This is a genomic window from Arthrobacter sp. NPDC058097 (assembly GCF_042884885.1).
Classification (GTDB): Bacteria; Actinomycetota; Actinomycetes; order Actinomycetales; family Micrococcaceae; genus Arthrobacter.
Genome location: NZ_JBHVSZ010000001.1, coordinates 388,076 through 406,930, shown reverse-complemented (window position 1 = coordinate 406,930; position 18,855 = coordinate 388,076). Strand labels below are relative to the sequence as shown.

Here is an 18,855-nt window from a genome sequence, read left to right as displayed (position 1 = left end):
CATGATTCCAGGAGAGTACGTCCTGCGACCTGAACCGGTGGTCATCAACGCGGGCCGGGAGGCGACCGACGTCGTCGTCCTTAACACGGGCGACCGGCCCGTGCAGGTGGGCTCGCACTACCACTTCGCGGAGGCGAACCCGGCGCTGGAGTTCGACCGTGACGCCGCCCACGGGCGGCGACTGGACATCCCCGCCGGCACCGCCGCCCGGTTTGAACCCGGCGATCGGAGGACCGTCCGCCTCATCCGGCTGGCCGGCACCCGGGAGGTCTACGGCCTAAGCAACGCGGTGAACGGCAGTCTCGACGGCGGCCGGGACGGCACTGAACAGGCAGGGGAACGCCGATGAGTTTTGAACTGTCCCGCAGGCAGTATGCGGACCTGTACGGCCCGACGGCGGGCGATGCCATCCGCTTGGCGGACACCGAGCTGTTCCTCGAGATCGAGAAGGACCTGACAAACTACGGCGAGGAAGTGGTGTTCGGAGGCGGCAAAGTCATCCGCGACGGCATGGGCCAGAACGGCCAGGCGGTCCGCGACAGTGTGCCCGACACCGTCATCACGAACGTTGTGGTGCTGGACTACACCGGCATCTACAAGGCGGACGTCGCTCTCAAGGACGGCCACATCTTCCGGATCGGCAAGGCGGGAAACCCGCAGATCGCCGACGGCGTGGACATCGTCATCGGGGCCAGTACAGAGATCATCGCGGGGGAGCGCAAGATCCTCACCGCGGGAGGAGTGGACACACACATCCACTTCATTTCCGCGGACCAGGTGGCCGCTGCCCTCTGCAGCGGCGTGACCACCATGGTGGGCGGCGGCACCGGACCTGCCGAAGGCACCAAGGCCACCACAGTCACCCCCGGCAAATGGCACATCCAGCGCATGCTGCAGGCCGCCGAAGGGCTTCCCGTCAACATCGGCCTGTTCGGCAAGGGGCACGCTTCCGCCGTCGAACCGCTGGCGGAGCAGATCCGCGCCGGCGCGGTGGGCCTGAAGGTCCACGAGGACTGGGGTTCCACCACGTCCTCAATCGACACCTCGCTGAAGGTGGCGGACGAGTACGACATCCAGGTTGCCATCCACACGGACACGCTCAACGAATGCGGCTTCGTGGAGGACACCATCCGGGCCATCGACGGGCGCGTCATCCACACGTTCCACACCGAAGGCGCCGGCGGCGGGCACGCGCCGGACATCATCAAGATCGCGGGCCTGCCGAACGTGCTTCCCGCCTCCACGAACCCCACGCTGCCCTACACCCGCAACACCATCGAAGAGCACCTGGACATGCTCATGGTGTGCCACCACCTCAACCCGGACATCCCGGAGGACGTGGCCTTCGCCGATTCCCGCATCCGGGCCGAAACCATCGCGGCAGAGGACGTCCTGCAGGACATGGGGATTTTCGCCATCACGTCGTCGGACTCCCAGGCCATGGGCCGCGTGGGCGAGGTGATCACCCGCACGTGGCAGGTGGCGGACAAGATGAAGAAGCAGCGCGGCGTGCTGAAAGATCCCGACGGCGGGACGCACGGTTCCGCTGCTGGTTTGGGTTCGGAGAGCGACAATTTCCGGCTCAAGCGCTACGTGGCGAAGTACACCATCAACCCGGCCATCGCCCAGGGCATGGCTGACTCCATCGGCTCCGTCGAGGAGGGTAAGTTCGCCGACCTGGTGCTCTGGGATCCGGCGTTCTTCGGCGTGAAGCCCGAACTGGTGCTCAAGGGCGGCCAGATTGCCTACGCCCTGATGGGCGATGCCAACGGGTCCATCCCGACACCCCAGCCGCGCACCATGCGGCCGATGTTCGGCACGCACGGCAAGGCCCTGCAGAAGTCGTCCATCACCTTCCTTTCCCAGGCAGCCATCGACGCCGGCGTGCCGGCGGAACTCGGACTGGAGAAGGTCATCCGGCCGGTCTCCGGCATCCGGACGCTGACCAAGGCGGACCTGAAGTACAACGACGCCACGCCCGATATCGAGGTGGACCCGGAAACGTACTCGGTGACCGTGGACGGCCAAGAGGTCACCTGCGAACCGTCGGACGTCCTGCCCATGGCGCAGCGGTACTTCCTCTTCTAGGAGCTTCAGATGATCATCGAGAAAGTCCTCGGCAACGTTCACGATTTGCCTGCTGAGTCCTACTTCGGCCTGCACCGGGAGAAAGTGGTGCTGCCCAGTGCCCAGCTGGTCAAGCGGATTCAGCGGGTCACCACTGACCACGGCAACGAGATCGGCATCCGGCTTCCTGCCGGTTCTGCCGACCTCCGCGACGGCGACGTGCTGCACGTGGCCGACACCAACATGATCGTGGTGTCCGTGCTGCCCACCGACGTCCTGGTCATCGCACCACGGACCATCCACGAGATGGGCGTCGTGGCGCATTCCCTCGGCAACCGGCACCTGCAGGCACAGTTCTTCGACGCTTCCTCCGAGTACGGTGCCGAAGTCATGGTGTGCCAGTACGACCACACCGTCGAGGACTACCTCAAACACGTCGGAGTGCCCTACGGCCGGCAGGAGCGCGTCATGCCAGTGCCTTTTCGCCATGCTGAACACACGCACTGACTACCAGCTGGCGCTGAGGCAGCTTACTGATTCCTCGCTTCCTACCGGGGCTTTTGCGCACTCGCTTGGGTTTGAGACCTATATCGAGCGGGGGATCGTTTTTGATGAGGAGTCTTTTGGGGTGTGGCTGGCTGCGTTCTTGGGGCAGCAGCTGACTTATTCGGATGCCTTGGCGATTCGTTTTCTGTATGAGGGCGTTCCCGTCCTGGAACTCGATGGGTTGCTTACTGCTCAGCTTTTGCCTCGGCAGGTGCGGGAGGCGAGCGTCAAGATGGGCGGGCGGCTGATGGAGATCGGTGCGGAGGTGTTTCCGTCGGAGGAGCTGGAGGCGTACCGGGCGATGGTGAGCGGGCGCCGGGCTGCCGGCCATCAGCCGCTGGCGTTCGCCGTCGTCGCCCGTTCCCTCGGGGTTCCACAGGCGGAAGCGATTGCCGCGTACCTTTTCGCCGCCGTCACCTCCCTGACGCAAAACGCCGTCCGGGCCATCCCGCTCGGGCAGGCCGCCGGACAGCGGCTGCTGCGGAACGCGCACGACGCCGTTGCTGTCGCCGTCGAGCGCGCCGCCCGCCTGACGCCCGACGACTTCGGGGCGGTCAGCCCCGGACTGGAGATTTCGCAGATGAGGCACGAACGCCAGCGTGCCCGGATGTTCATGAGCTAGCAGGAGGACAACATGACTGAACCCATCAAGATCGGCATCGGAGGACCTGTCGGCGCCGGCAAGACCCAGCTCGTGGAGCGGCTGACGCGGCATATGAGTGCAGAAATCTCGATGGCCGCCATCACCAACGACATCTACACCATCGAGGACGCCAAGATCCTGGCCGCCAACGGCATCCTGCCCGAGGACCGCATTATCGGCGTCGAAACCGGCGGCTGCCCGCATACCGCCATCCGCGAGGACACGTCCATGAACACAGCAGCCATCGAGGAGCTCAAACAGCGGCACCCGGACCTCCAGGTGATCTTCGTGGAATCCGGCGGCGACAACCTCTCCGCCACCTTCAGCCCCGAGCTGGTGGACTTCTCCATCTACATCATCGACGTCGCCCAGGGCGAGAAGATCCCGCGCAAGGCCGGCCAGGGCATGATCAAGTCCGACCTCTTCATCATCAACAAAACAGACCTTGCACCGCACGTCGGAGCCGACCTCGCCGTCATGGAGCGCGACTCCAAGGAATTCCGCGGCGCCAAACCGTTCTGCTTCACCAACCTCAAAACCGATGAAGGCCTGGACAAGGTCATCGAATGGATTCGGCACGACGTCCTGATGCTCGACCTCCAACCGTGAGAAGTGCACAAGGTGACCTAGACGCTGAGGCGGCGAGGCCGGATTTTGGGGCCGCGGCGTGGTGGGCACCGCGAAGCGGGCACGGCCCCAAATCCGGCGAAGCGGCCGGAGCCAGCCCGGAACCCATGGGCGAACTCGCTCTGCGTATCGAGGATCGATGCGGCAGGTCCGTGGCCACGCACCAGTTCCATCGGGGCGCCTTGAGGGTTTTGCGGCCGCACTACTTGGATGACTCCGGGCAGGTTTGCTACGTCGTCGTCAATCCTGGCGGGGCATATTTGGGGGCCGATCTTTACGTCATCGATGTGGAGGTGGGGGACGGGGCTGACCTGCTGCTCACCACGCAGTCGGCCACCAAGATCTACCGGACCCCGGGCTCGTTTGCCGAGCAGCGGACGACCATCCGGCTGGGCGAGGGGGCACGGCTGGAGTTGGCTCCTGACCAGGTCATCGCCTACCGGGAGGCCAGCTACCGGCAGAACACCCACATCACGGTCCGGCCGACGTCTAGCCTGCTGATGGCGGAAGTGATCACGCCGGGCTGGTCCCCGGACGGGGCCTCGTTTCGGTACGAGGAACTGCGGCTCCGCAACGAGATCCACGTGGAGACCGGGGAGGGCACCCGGCTGCTCGCCCTGGACAACCTGCTGATCCGCCCGCCGCTCGACGATGTCACCGGCACAGGCTTCATGGAGGGCCACAGCCACCTGGGCTCGCTGGTGGTGGTGGACGCCCGGGTGGACCAGGCGCTCGCCGACGAACTGCACCAACTGGCGGAAAAGTTCGACGCCTACACAGGCGTCTCGCTCAGTGCCACAATGGACGGCATCACGGCACTGGTGCTCAGGTCCCTGTCCAACAGCACCGAAAAACTCAATACGCTATTGGGTGGCTGCAGCGGCCTTCTCCGCCAACGATGGTATGGCCAGGCGCCCCTGAATCTGAGGAAGTACTGATGACTGCCTTGACCCAGTTCGCCGCCATGTACCGCGAGCGTGAGCGGTTGCCGCTCCGGACGCGCCTGCTGGCCACCTTTGGTGCGGTGGCCATTCTCCATCTCGCCGCGGTCGTGCTTCTCATGGCCGGCACCGGTGCATCGGGGCGGCCGCTGGCGTTCGGGCTGGTGCTCACGGCCTACCTTGCCGGCATCAAGCACAGCTACGACTGGGACCATATCGCCGCGATCGACAACTCCACGCGGAAGTTCGTGGCCCAGCGCCAGGATCCCACGAGCGTGGGATTCGCCTTCAGCCTGGGGCACAGTTCGGTGGTGATCCTGGCCGGGGCGCTGGTGGTTTCCGGCGTTTCGCTGGTGGGCAGGTTCATGACCGAGGGCAGCACGGGGAACCTGGTCCTGGGGCTGATTGGCAGCGGTGTCTCGGGCCTGTTCCTGCTGGCCATGGGCATCTTCAACGGCTCGGCATTCCTCGGTGCCGCCCGGTCCTACCGCAGGGTCCGCGGCGGCGGAACGTTGCTGCCCGGCGAGCTCGAAGCGAAGGGCTTGATGGCCCGCCTTATGGCCCGGCCGCTGTCCAAGGTGCGGCGGCCCAGGAATGTGTATGTCATCGGATTCCTGTTCGGGCTGGGTTTTGATACCGCCACCACCATCGGGCTTCTGGTGATGACGACGGCGGCTTCCCTGAGTGGCGTTTCGCCTGTCGCGCTGCTGGCGCTGCCGCTCGCGTTCACAGCCGCCATGACCCTGTGCGACACGACGAACGGCGTGGCCATGATGCGGATGTACAGGTCAGCCATCCATGACCCGGTGCGCAAACTCGGGTTCAACGCCGTCATCACCGGGCTCTCGGCGCTGTCCGCGCTATTCGTTGCCGTGGTCACCCTCGGCGGCTTCTTCAGCGAGGCTTTCGGGCTGACCGACCCGCTCACCGCCTGGCTGGCCGGCATCGACCTGGGCGACGCAGGGCTGCTGCTGGTGGCTGCATTCCTGCTGCTCTGGGGCGGCGCGACGCTGAGGGCACGCCGGAAAGCCGGCTAGTCCCGCTCCCGCTCAGGGAAATTCCGGCGTGGCGCCGGGCCATGTCCCGCCGTTCGCCCCGGGCAAACCTAGTTCCCCAGCTTCGCCCGCAGGCCGCCGATCACCACGTCCAGGCCGAAATCGAAGGCGTGCCCGCCCCGTTCCTCCGAAGGGCCCGCGTTGCCGAGCGCGCGCTTCAGGGTGGGATAACCCTCCGTCGGCGGGTCCCACACCACTTCCGGCGCCGCCAGGTCCAGGGCCGCGCCCAGCGCGAAGCTGTCGATGGTGGAGATGGCCGCCACGACGTCGCGTCCCCGGAATCCCGCGCTCTCCAGGGCCAGAGCCAGGTCCTCGTACATGCCGATGACCGCCGGATCCGTGATGGACTGCAGCACCAGCAGCGGAGCCAGCCGCGGATGGCGGGCGAAGGCGTCGCGGTACGCGCGGATCAGGACACGCAACGCGCCCTCCCAGTCGGTGTGGTCCACAGGCGGGTACGGCTCCTCGGTGATGATCCGGTGCCGCAGCAGTTCCAGGATCTCGTCCCGGCCGCTGACGTGGTTGTAGATGGAGGACTGGCTGACCCCGATCTTTTTCGCCAGCTTTGGAAAGCTGAAGTCGCCGCTTTCATCGACCAGCTCCAGCGCGGCCGTCGTCAGGGCCTCCACAGATATCAGCGGAAGGAGCGGGCGCCCCATGGAATCTCCTGTCTGCAGCTCTGGAACATAGGAACCCAGCCTAGTCTCCGCCTCCCGCCGGCGCCGCTTTTGCGAAAGCTATTGTGCTCCGCGCCACACACCCTCATACTAAAACGAAAGCCTTTCGTTTTGTCGGGCTTCCCAGAAAGGACGGACCAGTGCCGGATATCCAAACCAGACCTCCGGCGTCGTCTGCGGACGGCGCCCTCAAGCGCAATGCCCTGGGCACGGGCGGCATTGCCTTCCTCGTCATTTCGGCGGCAGCGCCGCTGACCGTCATGGCGGGCGTTGCCCCGGTGGCCATCAACGTCGGCGGCATTGGCGCCCCGGCCGGCTACCTGCTGGCGGGATTCGTGCTCACCCTCTTCGCCGTCGGCTTCATGGCCATGACCCGCCATGTGAAGGCGGCCGGCGGCTTCTACACCTACATCTGCCTGGCCATGGGCAAGACGGCGGGACTCGCCTCAGCCATCCTGGCGATCGTCTCCTACAACTGCCTGCAGATCGGCGTCTACGGCCTCTTCGCCGTCCAGACGCACGACATGCTCAAGGTGGTCTTCGGGCTTGAGGTGCCCTGGCCGGCCATCGCCCTGGCTGCTGTCGCGGCCGTGTGGTTCCTCGGCTACCGCGGCATCGACGTCGGAGCCAAAGTGCTCGGGGTGCTCCTCGTTGCCGAGACCGGCATCCTGGCCCTGATGGGTGCGGGCATCCTCGGCAGCGGCGGCGCGCACGGCATCAGCGTGGGCTCCTTCAGCCCGGAGAACGCGTTCGGGCCGGGCGTCCTGGCCATCCTCGGCATCTGCTTCGCCGCCTTCATGGGCTTCGAATCCACCGTGCTGTACCGCTCGGAGGCCCGCGACCCGGACAGGTCGGTGCCGCGCGCCACGTACATCGCCGTCGGCTTCATGTCCGTGTTCTACGCCTTCATCGTCTGGGCCGTGGTGCAGGCCTACGGCGAAGTCCGTGCCGCCGAAGCCGCCGGGGAGCTGGCCGGCGGGATGTTCTTCCAAACCATCAACCACTATGTGGGTCCGTGGGCCGAGGTGGCCATGTACATGCTGATCGTCACCAGCGTCTACGCCTCACAGCTGGCCTTCCACAACGCGATCAACCGCTACGTCTACATGCTGGCGCGCGACGGCGTGCTGCCGGCCCTCCTGGGGCAGACCCACCCCAAGTTCAAGTCGCCGCACCGGGCAGGACAGGTGCAGACACTCCTCGCCGCAGCGGTCATCACCGTGTGCGCCGTCCTGAACGCCGATCCGTACCAGCAGCTGCTGATCTGGGTGAACACCCCGGGGATTTTCGGCATCGTCGGGCTGCAGGGCCTGGTGTCGGTGGCGGCGTTCCTCTACCTGCGCCGGAACCCCGACGCCGTCACGCACCGTCTCATGGTCCCGCTCAGTTTGGCGTCCGCCATCCTGCTCTTCGGCGTGGTGCTGCTGATCGGGTTCAACATCGAACTGCTCACCTTCGCCGACGCCCTGACCAACACCGTCCTCATCCTGGTGACCCCGCTCGTCTTTATCGCCGGACTCCTGGCCGCCCGCTGGCTGCGCCGCCACCGGCCGGAAACCTTCGCCCAGATTGGAAGCTTCGAAACCCATGAATCATGATGTGATCATCCTCGCCGGCACCATTCACACCATGGAGGGCATGCCGCCCGGGGCTCCGGCGCCGCAGGCCGTTGCCGTCCGGAACGGCGTGATCACGGCCGTCGGAAGCCGTGCGGAGGCGGCCGGCTGGCAGGCGGCGGAGGTCATCGACTTCGGCGACGCAGTGCTGACCCCCGGCCTGGTGGACTGCCACACGCATCCCGTGTTTGGCCTGGAACTGACCCGCGGCTGCGACCTGTCCGGCGCCTGGGACCTGGCTGCCGTGCGCGCGCTCTTGCGTGCCGAGGCGGCGGCAGCAGCGCCGGGGGAGTGGGTGCGCGGCTGGGGCCTGGACCCCAATGTGTTCGGATCCGCTGCCGCCCACCGCGACCTGATAGACGACGCCGTCTCCGGACGGCCGTGCCTTCTCCGCCTGTTCGACGGGCATTCCGCGCTCGCCAGTACCCGGGCCCTGGAAATCGCGGGGGTCACCGGTCCGCGGTCCTTCGACCAGGCTGCCGAGGTGGTCTGCGACGGAAACGGCACGCCCACGGGGCTCCTGCTGGAGGCGGCCGCCGTCGAACTCGTTGCCCGGGTGATGCCCGCCGAGCCCTTCGGAGAACGGAAGGCGCGGCTGGCGGAACTGCTGACGCAGTTCTCCCGGTCCGGGCTGACGGGGGCGCACGTGATGGACTGCAACGACGATTCGCTGGAGCTTTACCGGGCGGTCGAAGAAGAGACCGACGGCGGCCTGCCGCTGCGCCTGCGGATCTCGCCGTGGTGCATGCCCGGCACGGGTGAACCGGAATGGCGAGGGCTGGCAAAACAGATCGGTGCCGGCGGGCGGCGATGGCAGGTGGCCGGCATCAAGCTGTTCGTCGACGGTACGGTGGACAACGGCACGGCGTGGCTTTTTGAACCCGATGCCTATGGCGAGTCGGTGGCTCCGTTCTGGCCGCGGCCGGAGGAATACGCCGAGGCCGTGCGGTACTTCGCCGGGCGCGGCATTCCCACGGCCACGCACGCCATCGGCGACGCCGGGGTGGCCGCGGTCCTGGACGCCTTCGAGTCCCTCCCTCCGGGCACCCCGCCTGCCGTTCACCGGATCGAGCACCTCGAAACCGTTCCGGACGAGCTGATCGGCAGGTTCTCCCGGTCCGGCCTCATCGCCAGCATGCAGCCCACCCACTGCACGCACTACTCCCGCGCCGACCACTCGGACAACTGGTCCACGAGGCTCGGCACCGAACGGGCCAACAACGCCTGGCGCTGCGCGGACCTCCGTGCCGCCGGAACCACCCTGGGGCTCGGCTCCGACTGGCCGATCGCCCCGTTCGAACCGCTGCCCATCCTGGCGGACGCGCAATTAAGACGGCGGTCACGACGCCCGGGTGAACAGCCGATTGTTCCCGGCCAGGCCCTTACAGCCCGGCAGGCACTCGAAGGCTACACCTCGCACGCTGCCCGGGCCGCGGGGGAGTGGCAGGTTGCCGGTTCCATCACGGTTGGCAAGCGCGCGGACTTCACGGTGTTCGACGTCGATCCGCTGGCTGCTGATCCGGACGACCTCGCGGCGGCCCGGGTCCTGGCGACCGTCGTGGACGGGCAGGTGCAGCACTCGGCCGTGCAGCACTCAGGCGTCCAGCACTCGGGGGCGGGGACCGGCCGGTAGCTGTCCCAGGCCATCGCCGTCCGGGACACGACTCTCCTAGGCGGTGATGGGCTCCAGCCGCTTGCGCAGCAGGCAGAACTCGTTGCCCTCAGGGTCGGCCAGGACGTGCCATTGCTCGTCGCCTTTCTGCCCGACGTCGGCGGGACGGGCGCCGAGCGCGAGCAACCGCTCCAGCTCGGCGTCCTGGTCCCGGTCGACGGGGTTGACGTCGATGTGGAGGGGGAGCTTTCCCCTGCGCGGATCGGTGCTCGGGCTCAGGATAATGGTGGGCTGCAGGCCGCCGAACCCGGCGTCGGGCGGGCCGATCTCGATCGCACCGTCCTCCCGGTCAAGTTCGACGTAGCCGAGCACCTGGCTCCAGAACCCTGCGAGCAGTTCGGGGTCGGCGCAGTTGAGGACAAGTTCGCTGATACGGCATGCCATGGGACCCAGTGTACGGAGGCACCAGGTGTGAACGCGGTAAATATCCGGGCCCGCGTGTGGCGGTGCCGTCGACCTCCTCGGCTGCCCCGAGGGCCCTAGGCGACGGCGGGTGTCACGTCCCCGGGCATACTGTCCTCGGGCAGGTCCGCCAGGAGCTCGGCCGCCGTGGGCGGGTTGGCTCCGGGGCGGCGCACTGTGATCGCGGCGGCCTTCGAGGCGGTGCGGCCGAGTGTTTCCAGCACGGCAGGTGCCAGTCCGTCCGATCCGCGTGCCAGCAGTCCGTAGATCAGCGCCGACATGTAGGAATCCCCGGCGCCGATGGTGTCGGCCACCGCGGACCTGATGGCGGGCACCACCAGCTGCAGCTCAGGAGTGGCAAGCAGCGACCCTTCGGAACCGCGGGTGACAACTGCCAGTCCCGCCCCCAGCTGGAGGATCCGTGCCGCAGTGTCCTCCAGCTGCAGGTCCGGGTAGAGCCAGCGGGCGTCCTCGTCGCTGAGCTTGACCACGTCAGTGAGCGGGACCAGCTCCTCGAAGATGGTCCGCGCCTCTGCCTGGCTGCCGAGGAGGGCCGGACGGATGTTGGGGTCGTAGGTGACCAGGCATTCGCGGTGCGACTGCTCCAGCAGGGCCCGGACTGCTGCTGCGCCCGGCTCCAGGAAGGTGGCGATCGAGCCGGTGTGGAGCACCTTGGGCAGGGACGCAGGTGCCACCGGGGGCAGTTCCCAGCGGATGTCGAAGTCGTAGCTGGCGGAGCCGTCGGCCGCCAGCGTCGCGGTGGCCGTCGCTGTCGTGCCCGGCGTCCTGGAGCCGGGCAGTAGCGCAACGCCGGCGCGCTGCAGGTGGGCCTCAATGGCCCGGCCGCGGCCGTCGTCGCCGATCGAGGTGAGGAGCGCCGTCCGGATGCCGAGCAGGCCCAGTCCGTAGGCAACGTTCGACGGCGACCCGCCGGGGTGCTCGACGGTTCCGTTCGCGGACGCAACGACGTCCATCAGCGCTTCACCGATGACGATGACTTCCGGCGTTGCCGCGTGGGCTCCGGAGTAGGCAGTTCCTGGGCCGGACGTTCCGGGGGTGGAGGTTGGGATCACGGTGGGGCCTTTCATGGAGCCGTCCGCGGGCCGGCTTGGGCCCGCGGACGGAGGTTGGTGCTGGGTTTTGGTGAGGCTTTGGTGGAGCCGGGTTGGGCCCGGTGGGGTGCCGGGTTTGGGGCAGGGCCGCAGTCGGGCGGTGCCGCGCGGTCAGGCGGTGGCGGCGCCGGTCATGATCGCCACGGCGTCGGTCATGCTGTGCGACTGCGGCGTGATGGTGGCTGCACACTTTCCCAGCCGCTGAATGTGGATGCGGTCCGCCACGTCAAACACATGTGGCATGTTGTGGCTGATCAGGATCACGGGCAGGCCCCTGTCCCGGAGGTCGCGGACAAGCTGCAGGACCTGGTTCGATTCCCGGACGCCGAGTGCCGCCGTCGGCTCATCGAGGACAACCACCTTGGAGCCGAACGCCGCGGCGCGGGCCACGGCCACGGCCTGGCGCTGGCCGCCGGACAGGTTCTCCACCGGGACCGTCACGTCCTGGAGGGTGGAGATGCCCAGCCGGGTCAGTTCCTCCTTGGCCTTGCGGCGCATGCCCTTGGTGTCCAGGACGCGGAAGAGCTTGCCCAGCGGGCCGGCAAGGCGTTCTTCACGTCCCAGGAACAGGTTGGAGGCGACGTCCAGCGCCGGTGACACCGCGAGGTTCTGGTAGACGGTTTCGATGCCGTGGGCGCGCGCGTCCTGCGGCCGCTTGAAGTGCACGGCCTGGCCGGAGACCTTCAGCTCGCCGGAGTCGGGAACCTCGGCGCCGGTCAGGCACTTGATGAGGGTGGATTTGCCTGCGCCGTTGTCGCCGATGACCGCCAGGACCTCGCCAGGGTAGAGGTCCAGGCTGACGCCGTCCAGGCCCACGACGCGGCCGAAGGTCTTGACGAGGTTCCTGGCCTGCAGGATCGGCTGCCGCACCGCCGTGCCGGACGGCTGGATTTCAGTGGCGGTCATGATTTCACCTTTCGGATCCACTGGTCGATGGACACAGCGAGGATGATGAGGACGCCCACGGCGAGGGTCTGGTACAGCACGTCGAGCCCGGCCAGGGACAGGCCGTTGCGGAACACGCCCACGATCAGCGCGCCGAGGAGGGAACCCCAGACGGAGCCGCGGCCGCCGAAGAGGCTGGTTCCGCCGATCACGACGGCGGTGATCGAGTCGAGGTTGAGGTCCACGCCGGCGTTGGGGCTGGCCGCGTTGGTGCGGCCGATCTGGAGCCACGCGCCGATTGCGAGCACGGCTCCGGCGGCGAGGTAGACGCTCATGAGGACGCGGTTGACGGGAATGCCGGCCAGGCGGGCGGCTTCCTTGTCGTCACCGACGGCGTAGACGTGCCGGCCCCACGCGGTCTTGCCGAGGATGAAGGCAACAGCGCCGTACAGCAGGAGCATCATGATCACGCCGGTGGAGATGCGGACCGGGCCGAGCGGGAACGTGCTTCCGGTCCAGGTGAGCAGATCCGGCATGTTGGACCCGCGGACGGTGGAGCCGCCGGAGTACAAGAGCGTGATGGCGATGAAGATGTTCAGGGTGCCGAGGGTGACGATGAACGGCGGAAGTTTGAACCGGGTGACGAGGAAGCCGTTGAGGGCGCCCGCCCCCAGGCCGACCACCAGGCCGGTCAGCAGGGCCAGCGGGCCGGGAATGCCGCTGCCCACCGCCAGCTGCGCCACCACCATGGACGAAAGGATCATCACGGCGCCCACGGAGAGGTCGATTCCCGCCGTGAGGATGATGAGTGTCTGCGCGATCGCCAGAGTTCCCACCACCGAGACCTGCTGGGTGATCAGGGAAAGGTTTTCGAACCGCAGGAACCTGTCGTTGAGGAGCCCGAAGACCACCACCGCCACGAGCAGCACGATGGCGGGGCTGAGCGCGGGGTACCGGTGCAGGACGTTGCGGATGCGGCTGAGCGGGGTCTGGCGGTCGAGGAACTCCTCGGCCAGGTCGGCGTGCCCGGTGGCGGGCGGACCGGCTGTCTGTTGCTGGGCCATGTTTGCTCCTGTCATGTCCGGTTACTTGCCCCAGCAGATCTGGGAGGCGTCCGACGTCGTGATGCTCTTGACGCCGTCGGCCGGCTTGTCCGTCACGAGTTCCACGCCGGTGTTGAAGAAGTCGAGGCCCTCTGAGTTGGCCGGCTTCTGGCCGGTCTTGGCCAGGTCCACGATCGCCTTGACGCCGAGCTCGGCCATCTTGACGGGGTACTGCTGGGCGGTGGCGCCGATGATGCCGGACTTGACGTTGTTGACGCCGGTGCAGCCGCCGTCCACCGAAACCACCAGGACGTCCTTCTCCTTGCCGGCAGACTTCAGCGCCTCGAAGGCGCCCGCGGCCGCCGGCTCGTTGATGGTGTAGACAACGTTGATGTTCGGGTTCTTGGCCAGCAGGGTCTCCATGGCGGTGCGTCCGCCGTCCTCGGCACCCTGGGAGGCCTGGCTGCCGACGATCTCGTAGTCTCCGCCCTTGCCGCCGGTGTACTTGCCGGTCTTGGCCTCGTCGCCGTTCTTCTTCTTGTCCGCGGTGTCGATGCCGAGGCCGGTGAGGAAGCCCTGGTCACGGTTGTAGTCCACCGAGACCACCTTGTCGTCGAACAGGTCCAGCAGGGCGATGGTGGCCTTCTTGCCGCCCAGCTGCGCGGCCGTCCACTTGCCGATCAGTTCACCTGCGGCGAAGTTGTCCGTGGCGAACGTGATGTCGGCGGCGTCGGCCGGGTCCGGCGGAGTGTCGAGTGCAATGACGAACAGGCCCGCGTCCTTGGCCTTCTTCAGCGCATCGACGACGGAGGGGCCGTTGGGCGTGATCAGGATGCCCTTGTCGCCCTTGGAGATGGCGTTTTCGATGGCCTGGATCTGGGTGTCCTCATCGCCGTCGGCCTTGCCGGCCGCGAGCTTGAGGTCCACGCCGTCGGCCTCGGCGGCCTTCTTGGCTCCGTCCTGCATGGAAACGAAGAACGGGTTGGACGTGGTCTTCACGATCAGGGAGACGCCGACCTTTTCGGAGGAGCCCCCGGTGGCGGAGGTGGCGGTGGAACTTCCGCCGCAGGCGGTGAGGCTGAGCGTGCCGAGGGTCAGGACTGCGCCGATGGCGAGCAGGCGGTGGGTGGCTGTCCGCGGGGCTTTGGAACTCAACATTGAATCTCCTGGGTTTCAGGGCATCTGGTGTGCCTGACAACGATGTCAGGCATCATGTAATCAACGTCACAGGGTAGAGTCAAGGCAAATGCAAAGATGAAGGACGGATTTATGACAACGATGTCTAATCGTTACCAGGCCGAGGGGTCCAAGAGCCGCCCCACCATGCGCCACGTCGCGGCGCTGGCCGGCGTGGGGATCAAGACGGTGTCCCGCGTCATGAACGATGAGCCCGGCGTCTCGGAAGCCACCCGGCAGCGTGTACTTGGCGCCTCGCAGCAGCTGAACTATCAGCTGGACATGGCGGCGGGCAGCCTTCGGCGCGCCGGCCGCCAGACGCTTTCCGTCGGGTTATTGCTGCCGAGTGTGGCCAACCCGTTCAGCAGCGAGATCCACCGCGCCATGGAGGACGCACTGGCTGCCCGCGGAATCGCGGTGTTCGCGGCCAGCCTGGACGACGACGCTGAGCGGGAGAAGGCCCTGGTGACTGCGTTCCTCGGCAGGCGCGTGGACGGCCTGGTGCTGACACCCATCGCCAAGAGCCAGGCCTACGTCATTCCGGAACATTCCCGGGACCTGCCCATCGTCTTCATCGACCGCGAACCCGTGGGGATCGAGGCCGACGCCGTGGTGACGGACAACGCCGCCGGCGCCGCCAAGGCTGCGGCGCACCTGATCGCGCACGGCCACACCCGGATCGCGTACATGGGTGACCGCACCGACATCCAGACGGCCAGGGAGCGGCGCCGCGGGTTCGTCGAGGGCCTTGGCAGGGCGGGGATACCCACGTCCACGATTCCGGTCCTCGAAGGACTCCACGATGAAGAGTCGGCACGCTTGGCCACGCTGGAACTGCTCAGCGCCGAAGACCCGCCCACTGCCATTTTCTCGAGCCAGAACCTGGTGACCTTCGGCGCCATGCGGGCCCTGAAGGAGCTGGGCCTGAACAAGCGCGTTGCCCTCGTCGGCTTCGACGACTTCACGCTGGCGGACATGATGGAGCCGGGCGTCACCGTGATTGCGCAGCACCCCGACCGGATCGGAAAACTGGCCGCCGAACGCCTGCTGGCCCGGATCGACGGTGACCACGGTGCTGCACAGACCTACGTTGTCCCCTCCGAACTCATCACCCGCGGATCCGGCGAGCTGCGGCCGCCGGAGTAACCCGCCCGCGGACTAAAGCCGCCCGACGTAACAAACCCGACCTAACAAAACTGCCCGATCCCCACGCAACCCATCCCGACAGGAGAACCATGACCAAGACGCTCTACGCCGAATTCACCGTCAAGCCCGGCAGCGAAACCCGGGTGGCCGAAATGATGCGCGAACTCACCGAGCAGGTGCGCAACGAGCCCGGCAACCAGCTGTTCCTGCCGTACACCCGGGAAAACAACCCCCGCGAGTACTTCGTGTTCGAGGTCTACCAGGACGCGGCAGCCTTCCAGGAGCACATCACGGCGGACTACGGAGCCCGGTTCAACGGGGAGCTTGCGGACCACATCGAGGAGGACGGGTCGGTGCTGACCTGGCTGCAGCCGGTCCACTAGGCCCCACACGCCGCCTAACCAGTGCGTGCGCAGCAGGGGGAAGGCCGGTGTCCGCAGGTTCTGCGGGCACCGGCCTTCCGTGCGTCGTCGTTATCCGACGCCGGCCCTTACTCCCGGCTCTCGGCTTACTTCCGGTTCTTGGCGGGCACTTGCGCAGGCTGGAACATGGACTGGCCGAGCGGCGTGACCGTCAGGGACTTGAGTCGTGCGGTTCCCCCCTCGGCGAAGAGGGCCACCTGGTTAGGGACCTGCTGTGACGGGACCTGCTCAGGGAAGACCTGGTCCGTAATGGACCGCAGGCCGTTCTGGGCAAACACCTCCACCGATGACCTGTCCACGTAGATCCGCAGCGTCACATTGCCGCTGTCGTCCACGGCCACCGGGGCGGAGTCAACCGAAACGAAGAGCGGGTGGAAGTCCGTCATGCCGGAGTTGCTCCGGTCCACAAACAGTTCACCGGCTGCCTTGTCGTAGCCGATGACCGTCGATTTACCGCCGTTCCCCAGCACGGTGATCCCGGCCTTGGACGCTGATCCGGGGGAGAAGGTCACATCGATACGCTGCACGTCGCCCGACGCCGCAGCCGGCAGTGCGTGCGTTCCCGCGGGTATGTTTCGCGCCCGCTTTTCGGCGTAGCTTTCCTTTGTGCCGAGGCCGTCCACCTGCTGGACCGCCTTCTGCGTCAGCCGCGGACCGCTGGCCGTCTGCGTCAGCGCCACTTCACGGGGCAGGGACATGGCGCTGCGCCAGGGCGTGGTGGGAATGCTGTTGGCGTAGTCCCAGTTGTTCATCCAGCCGAGCATGATGCGCTTGTTTTGCGGCATGTTGTTGAAGGATACAGACGCGTAGTAGTCCCGTCCGTAGTCCAGCCAGTCGTAGGTCTGGACCCGCGTAGTGGCCGGCCGCGGCGAGGCGACGAATTCGTCCGCCAGGATGTGGCCCCAGCCGAAGCGGTTGTTGTCCACCACCCGGATGCTTGCCTGCCGCCCCCTGAACTCGGACACATTCCACGACGCCCAGTCCAGAACCTCACTGTTGGCACCGGTGGCCGTCCTGACCACCTTGCCGTCCACCACGAGATTCACGGTTGTCTCATCGGAACGGGGCACAGCGGCCTGGTCGGTCAGCATGACGTGGTCCAGCGTGAGGTGCCCCCACCCGCCGGTGGCCTGGTCCACGATCCGCAGCTGTGCCTGCTGTCCGGCGAACTCGGACACATCCCAGCCCTTCCAGTTCAGGGCACCCGCGTCGTCACCGGCGAGGCTGCGCACCACGTTGCCGTTCACCAGCAGCTGGGCTTCCAGCGTCTGCCCGGAACCCGCTGGACGGTGACCGCCGCCCACCAGCATGCTCATAAAGTTCCGGTTTACCGTGAACGACGGCGACGTCATGGTTCCCTGCCGGTCGTCGCCGGGTGCGCCTCCCGTTTCGAACGTGTTGATCCGCTTGGCTCCGATATAGAAGTCCCCGCCGGACGTTGACGGTTGGAACGCCGGTGCCAGGTCCCCGGTTCCTGTCCACCCGGCGTCGGCCAGGGTGGAGCCGTCCGGGACCTCAAAGCCATTGAACAGCAGGTCCCCGGGCGGCGGGGTGTTGTCCAGTTTGTCCGAGACCCGCGGATGCTGTCCGCCGCCCACCAGGAAGTTGAGGTAATCACTTTCCACGGTGAACTGCGGCGAGGTCATCGACCCCACCGGCCAGTCGCCGTCGTTGAATGAATTGATCAGCCCGGCGCCGGCAAAGCCGGTGACGCCATTCTGCCCCGCGAGGGTGCCGGCCGCTGGTGCTGCGCCGAACGGGCCGTCCTTCGGGTTGCCCGGTTCGTTGGTGACCGTCCAGCGGTTGTAGGTGCCGTCGTTGAAGCCGGCCAGGGGAGTGCCCGCGGGAAGCGCGTCGCTGGCCTTCGTGGTTTCCGACGTGAAGGTGGTGCCGTCGAAATTGCCCACGAAGTACTGCCCGGCGGAGCCGCCGGCCACGCCTCCCGGGTTGATGTTGACCACCATCACCCACTTGACGTTCGCGGGGTCGCCGTCGACGGCCAGCGGGAACAGATCGGGGCATTCCCAGAGGCCGCCCGTGGCGTTCGCGGGGCCGAACTCGCTGAGCTGCGTCCAGTCCTTGAGGTTGCCGGACTTGTACAGCACCACCTTGTGCTCGGTGGCCTCCACGGCGGCCATCACCCAGTAGCCGCCTCCGCCGGGGGAGTCGTACCAAAACACCTTCGGGTCGCGGAAGTTCGCCGAGTTGCGGTTGAGCACCGGGTTGCCGCTGTACTTGGTCCAGGTCTTGCCCTCATCCACGCTGTACGCCAGGGACTGTGCCTGCAGCCCCTTGTGCGGCGAGGCGTCCTTGTAGGCACTGGTGAAGATCGCCACCAGAGGCGGGTTCGCGGCAGTGCCCAGGCCTGAGCTGTTGTTCTTGTCCACCACGACGCTGCCGGAGAAGATGTCCTGCTGGTCGTCGGTGGCGATCGCCAGGGGCTGCTCCTTCCAGTGGACCAGGTCCGTTGATGTGGCGTGTCCCCAGGACATGTTGCCCCACTGGTTGCCGGTCGGATTGTGCTGGAAATAGAGGTGGTAGACGCCCTTGTAGAAGACCATCCCGTTGGGATCATTCATCCAGTTCTGCTGCGGCGTGAAATGGTAGGCCGGCCGGAACTGCTCGTCGCCGGCAGTGTCCGCCGCCGTTGCGGTCCCTGCTCCGGCCAGTACCGTGGCCAGGCCTAAACCCGCCACTGTCAGTGCGGTACATCGCTGTAGTCTGCCGAATTTTCTCTGCTGCATTGTGCTGGTGTCGCCCTTCATCGCGCGTGCCTTTCCCCAGTTGATCCGGGTAGACAACGTTGTCAGTGACTGGAACGCTAG

General features: G+C 66.8%; 18 protein-coding genes. 11 read left to right on the top strand and 7 right to left on the bottom strand.

Features of this window, described 5'->3' with window-relative positions; genetic code table 11:
• The first annotated feature begins 1 nt into the window (after nt 1).
• From ACFVTE_RS01940 to ACFVTE_RS01910, 7 genes are all read left to right on the top strand, one after another.
• Nucleotides 2-349 carry an urease subunit beta gene (locus tag ACFVTE_RS01940; protein ID WP_387096083.1) on the top strand — a complete coding sequence of 116 codons (348 nt, stop codon included), beginning with the start codon at nt 2-4 and terminating at the stop codon, nt 347-349.
• Nucleotides 346-2,088, top strand: coding sequence for an urease subunit alpha (ureC, locus tag ACFVTE_RS01935; protein WP_387096081.1), 1,743 nt, complete (start codon nt 346-348; stop codon nt 2,086-2,088). The genes ACFVTE_RS01940 and ureC overlap by 4 nt, the downstream gene beginning before the upstream one ends.
• 9 nt (nt 2,089-2,097) lie before the next feature.
• Nucleotides 2,098-2,574 (top strand): urease accessory protein UreE, encoded by a 477-nt coding sequence (gene ureE, locus ACFVTE_RS01930; protein WP_387096078.1) that lies wholly within the window; start codon nt 2,098-2,100, stop codon nt 2,572-2,574.
• On the top strand, nt 2,555-3,235 hold the full coding sequence (locus tag ACFVTE_RS01925) for an urease accessory protein UreF (protein ID WP_387096075.1): 681 nt from the start codon (nt 2,555-2,557) through the stop codon (nt 3,233-3,235). The genes ureE and ACFVTE_RS01925 overlap by 20 nt, the downstream gene beginning before the upstream one ends.
• Before the next feature lie 12 nt (nt 3,236-3,247).
• Nucleotides 3,248-3,865, top strand: coding sequence for an urease accessory protein UreG (gene ureG / locus ACFVTE_RS01920; protein ID WP_387096072.1), 618 nt, complete (start codon nt 3,248-3,250; stop codon nt 3,863-3,865).
• A 125-nt stretch (nt 3,866-3,990) separates the two neighbouring features.
• Nucleotides 3,991-4,821 carry an urease accessory protein UreD gene (locus ACFVTE_RS01915; protein WP_387096069.1) on the top strand — a complete coding sequence of 277 codons (831 nt, stop codon included), beginning with the start codon at nt 3,991-3,993 and terminating at the stop codon, nt 4,819-4,821.
• The gene (locus ACFVTE_RS01910) at nt 4,821-5,861 is read left to right on the top strand and encodes a HoxN/HupN/NixA family nickel/cobalt transporter (RefSeq protein ID WP_387096066.1); all 1,041 of its coding nucleotides are present in this window, start codon (nt 4,821-4,823) and stop codon (nt 5,859-5,861) included. Before ACFVTE_RS01915 ends, ACFVTE_RS01910 begins: the two co-directional genes overlap by 1 nt.
• A 68-nt stretch (nt 5,862-5,929) precedes the next feature.
• On the opposite strand, the gene ACFVTE_RS01905 is transcribed toward ACFVTE_RS01910, so the two are convergent.
• Entirely contained in the window at nt 5,930-6,538 is a 609-nt protein-coding gene (locus ACFVTE_RS01905) for a TetR/AcrR family transcriptional regulator (protein ID WP_387096064.1), read from the bottom strand.
• Between the two features lie 158 nt (nt 6,539-6,696).
• On the opposite strand from ACFVTE_RS01905, the gene ACFVTE_RS01900 reads away from it, so the two are divergent.
• Complete coding sequence (locus ACFVTE_RS01900) at nt 6,697-8,154, top strand: APC family permease (protein WP_387096061.1); 1,458 nt, start codon at nt 6,697-6,699, stop codon at nt 8,152-8,154.
• A complete protein-coding gene (locus tag ACFVTE_RS01895) occupies nt 8,144-9,805 on the top strand; it encodes an amidohydrolase (protein ID WP_387096059.1) in 1,662 nt (553 codons plus the stop codon). The genes ACFVTE_RS01900 and ACFVTE_RS01895 overlap by 11 nt, the downstream gene beginning before the upstream one ends.
• Nucleotides 9,806-9,841: 36 nt before the next feature.
• Here the strand turns inward: ACFVTE_RS01895 and ACFVTE_RS01890 are convergent, their stop codons facing one another.
• The 5 genes from ACFVTE_RS01890 to ACFVTE_RS01870 form a co-directional block, all read right to left on the bottom strand.
• Nucleotides 9,842-10,228, bottom strand: coding sequence for a VOC family protein (locus ACFVTE_RS01890; protein ID WP_387096056.1), 387 nt, complete (start codon nt 10,226-10,228; stop codon nt 9,842-9,844).
• A gap of 95 nt (nt 10,229-10,323) precedes the next feature.
• Nucleotides 10,324-11,319: a carbohydrate kinase gene (locus ACFVTE_RS01885; protein ID WP_387096054.1), complete on the bottom strand. Its 996-nt coding sequence runs from the start codon at nt 11,317-11,319 to the stop codon at nt 10,324-10,326.
• A 150-nt stretch (nt 11,320-11,469) separates the two neighbouring features.
• A complete protein-coding gene (locus ACFVTE_RS01880; RefSeq protein WP_387096051.1) occupies nt 11,470-12,264 on the bottom strand; it encodes an ATP-binding cassette domain-containing protein in 795 nt (264 codons plus the stop codon).
• Nucleotides 12,261-13,307: an ABC transporter permease gene (locus ACFVTE_RS01875; RefSeq protein WP_387096048.1), complete on the bottom strand. Its 1,047-nt coding sequence runs from the start codon at nt 13,305-13,307 to the stop codon at nt 12,261-12,263. The genes ACFVTE_RS01880 and ACFVTE_RS01875 overlap by 4 nt, the downstream gene beginning before the upstream one ends.
• Nucleotides 13,308-13,328: 21 nt before the next feature.
• The gene (locus ACFVTE_RS01870; RefSeq protein WP_387096045.1) at nt 13,329-14,444 is read right to left on the bottom strand and encodes a substrate-binding domain-containing protein; all 1,116 of its coding nucleotides are present in this window, start codon (nt 14,442-14,444) and stop codon (nt 13,329-13,331) included.
• A 165-nt stretch (nt 14,445-14,609) separates the two neighbouring features.
• On the opposite strand from ACFVTE_RS01870, the gene ACFVTE_RS01865 reads away from it, so the two are divergent.
• Together ACFVTE_RS01865 and ACFVTE_RS01860 are read left to right on the top strand one after the other, a co-directional pair.
• On the top strand, nt 14,610-15,608 hold the full coding sequence (locus ACFVTE_RS01865) for a LacI family DNA-binding transcriptional regulator (RefSeq protein ID WP_387097121.1): 999 nt from the start codon (nt 14,610-14,612) through the stop codon (nt 15,606-15,608).
• An 89-nt stretch (nt 15,609-15,697) separates the two neighbouring features.
• Nucleotides 15,698-15,991, top strand: coding sequence for a putative quinol monooxygenase (locus tag ACFVTE_RS01860; protein WP_387096042.1), 294 nt, complete (start codon nt 15,698-15,700; stop codon nt 15,989-15,991).
• Nucleotides 15,992-16,116: 125 nt separating this feature from the next.
• Here ACFVTE_RS01860 and ACFVTE_RS01855 read toward each other — a convergent pair whose 3' ends face one another.
• Nucleotides 16,117-18,774: a GH32 C-terminal domain-containing protein gene (locus tag ACFVTE_RS01855; protein WP_387097118.1), complete on the bottom strand. Its 2,658-nt coding sequence runs from the start codon at nt 18,772-18,774 to the stop codon at nt 16,117-16,119.
• Between the last annotated feature and the right edge of the window lie 81 nt (nt 18,775-18,855).

Bases quoted from the DNA above. Each gene is read 5' to 3' on its own strand.
- ACFVTE_RS01940 (WP_387096083.1), top strand. From the start codon at position 2: ATGATTCCAGGAGAGTACGTCCTGCGACCTGAACCGGTGGTCATCAAC.
- ureC (WP_387096081.1), top strand. From the start codon at position 346: ATGAGTTTTGAACTGTCCCGCAGGCAGTATGCGGACCTGTACGGCCCG.
- ureE (WP_387096078.1), top strand. From the start codon at position 2,098: ATGATCATCGAGAAAGTCCTCGGCAACGTTCACGATTTGCCTGCTGAG.
- ACFVTE_RS01925 (WP_387096075.1), top strand. From the start codon at position 2,555: ATGCTGAACACACGCACTGACTACCAGCTGGCGCTGAGGCAGCTTACT.
- ureG (WP_387096072.1), top strand. From the start codon at position 3,248: ATGACTGAACCCATCAAGATCGGCATCGGAGGACCTGTCGGCGCCGGC.
- ACFVTE_RS01915 (WP_387096069.1), top strand. From the start codon at position 3,991: ATGGGCGAACTCGCTCTGCGTATCGAGGATCGATGCGGCAGGTCCGTG.
- ACFVTE_RS01910 (WP_387096066.1), top strand. From the start codon at position 4,821: ATGACTGCCTTGACCCAGTTCGCCGCCATGTACCGCGAGCGTGAGCGG.
- ACFVTE_RS01905 (WP_387096064.1), bottom strand. From the start codon at position 6,538: ATGGGGCGCCCGCTCCTTCCGCTGATATCTGTGGAGGCCCTGACGACG.
- ACFVTE_RS01895 (WP_387096059.1), top strand. From the start codon at position 8,144: ATGAATCATGATGTGATCATCCTCGCCGGCACCATTCACACCATGGAG.
- ACFVTE_RS01890 (WP_387096056.1), bottom strand. From the start codon at position 10,228: ATGGCATGCCGTATCAGCGAACTTGTCCTCAACTGCGCCGACCCCGAA.
- ACFVTE_RS01880 (WP_387096051.1), bottom strand. From the start codon at position 12,264: ATGACCGCCACTGAAATCCAGCCGTCCGGCACGGCGGTGCGGCAGCCG.
- ACFVTE_RS01875 (WP_387096048.1), bottom strand. From the start codon at position 13,307: ATGGCCCAGCAACAGACAGCCGGTCCGCCCGCCACCGGGCACGCCGAC.
- ACFVTE_RS01870 (WP_387096045.1), bottom strand. From the start codon at position 14,444: ATGTTGAGTTCCAAAGCCCCGCGGACAGCCACCCACCGCCTGCTCGCC.
- ACFVTE_RS01865 (WP_387097121.1), top strand. From the start codon at position 14,610: ATGCGCCACGTCGCGGCGCTGGCCGGCGTGGGGATCAAGACGGTGTCC.
- ACFVTE_RS01860 (WP_387096042.1), top strand. From the start codon at position 15,698: ATGACCAAGACGCTCTACGCCGAATTCACCGTCAAGCCCGGCAGCGAA.
- ACFVTE_RS01855 (WP_387097118.1), bottom strand. From the start codon at position 18,774: ATGCAGCAGAGAAAATTCGGCAGACTACAGCGATGTACCGCACTGACA.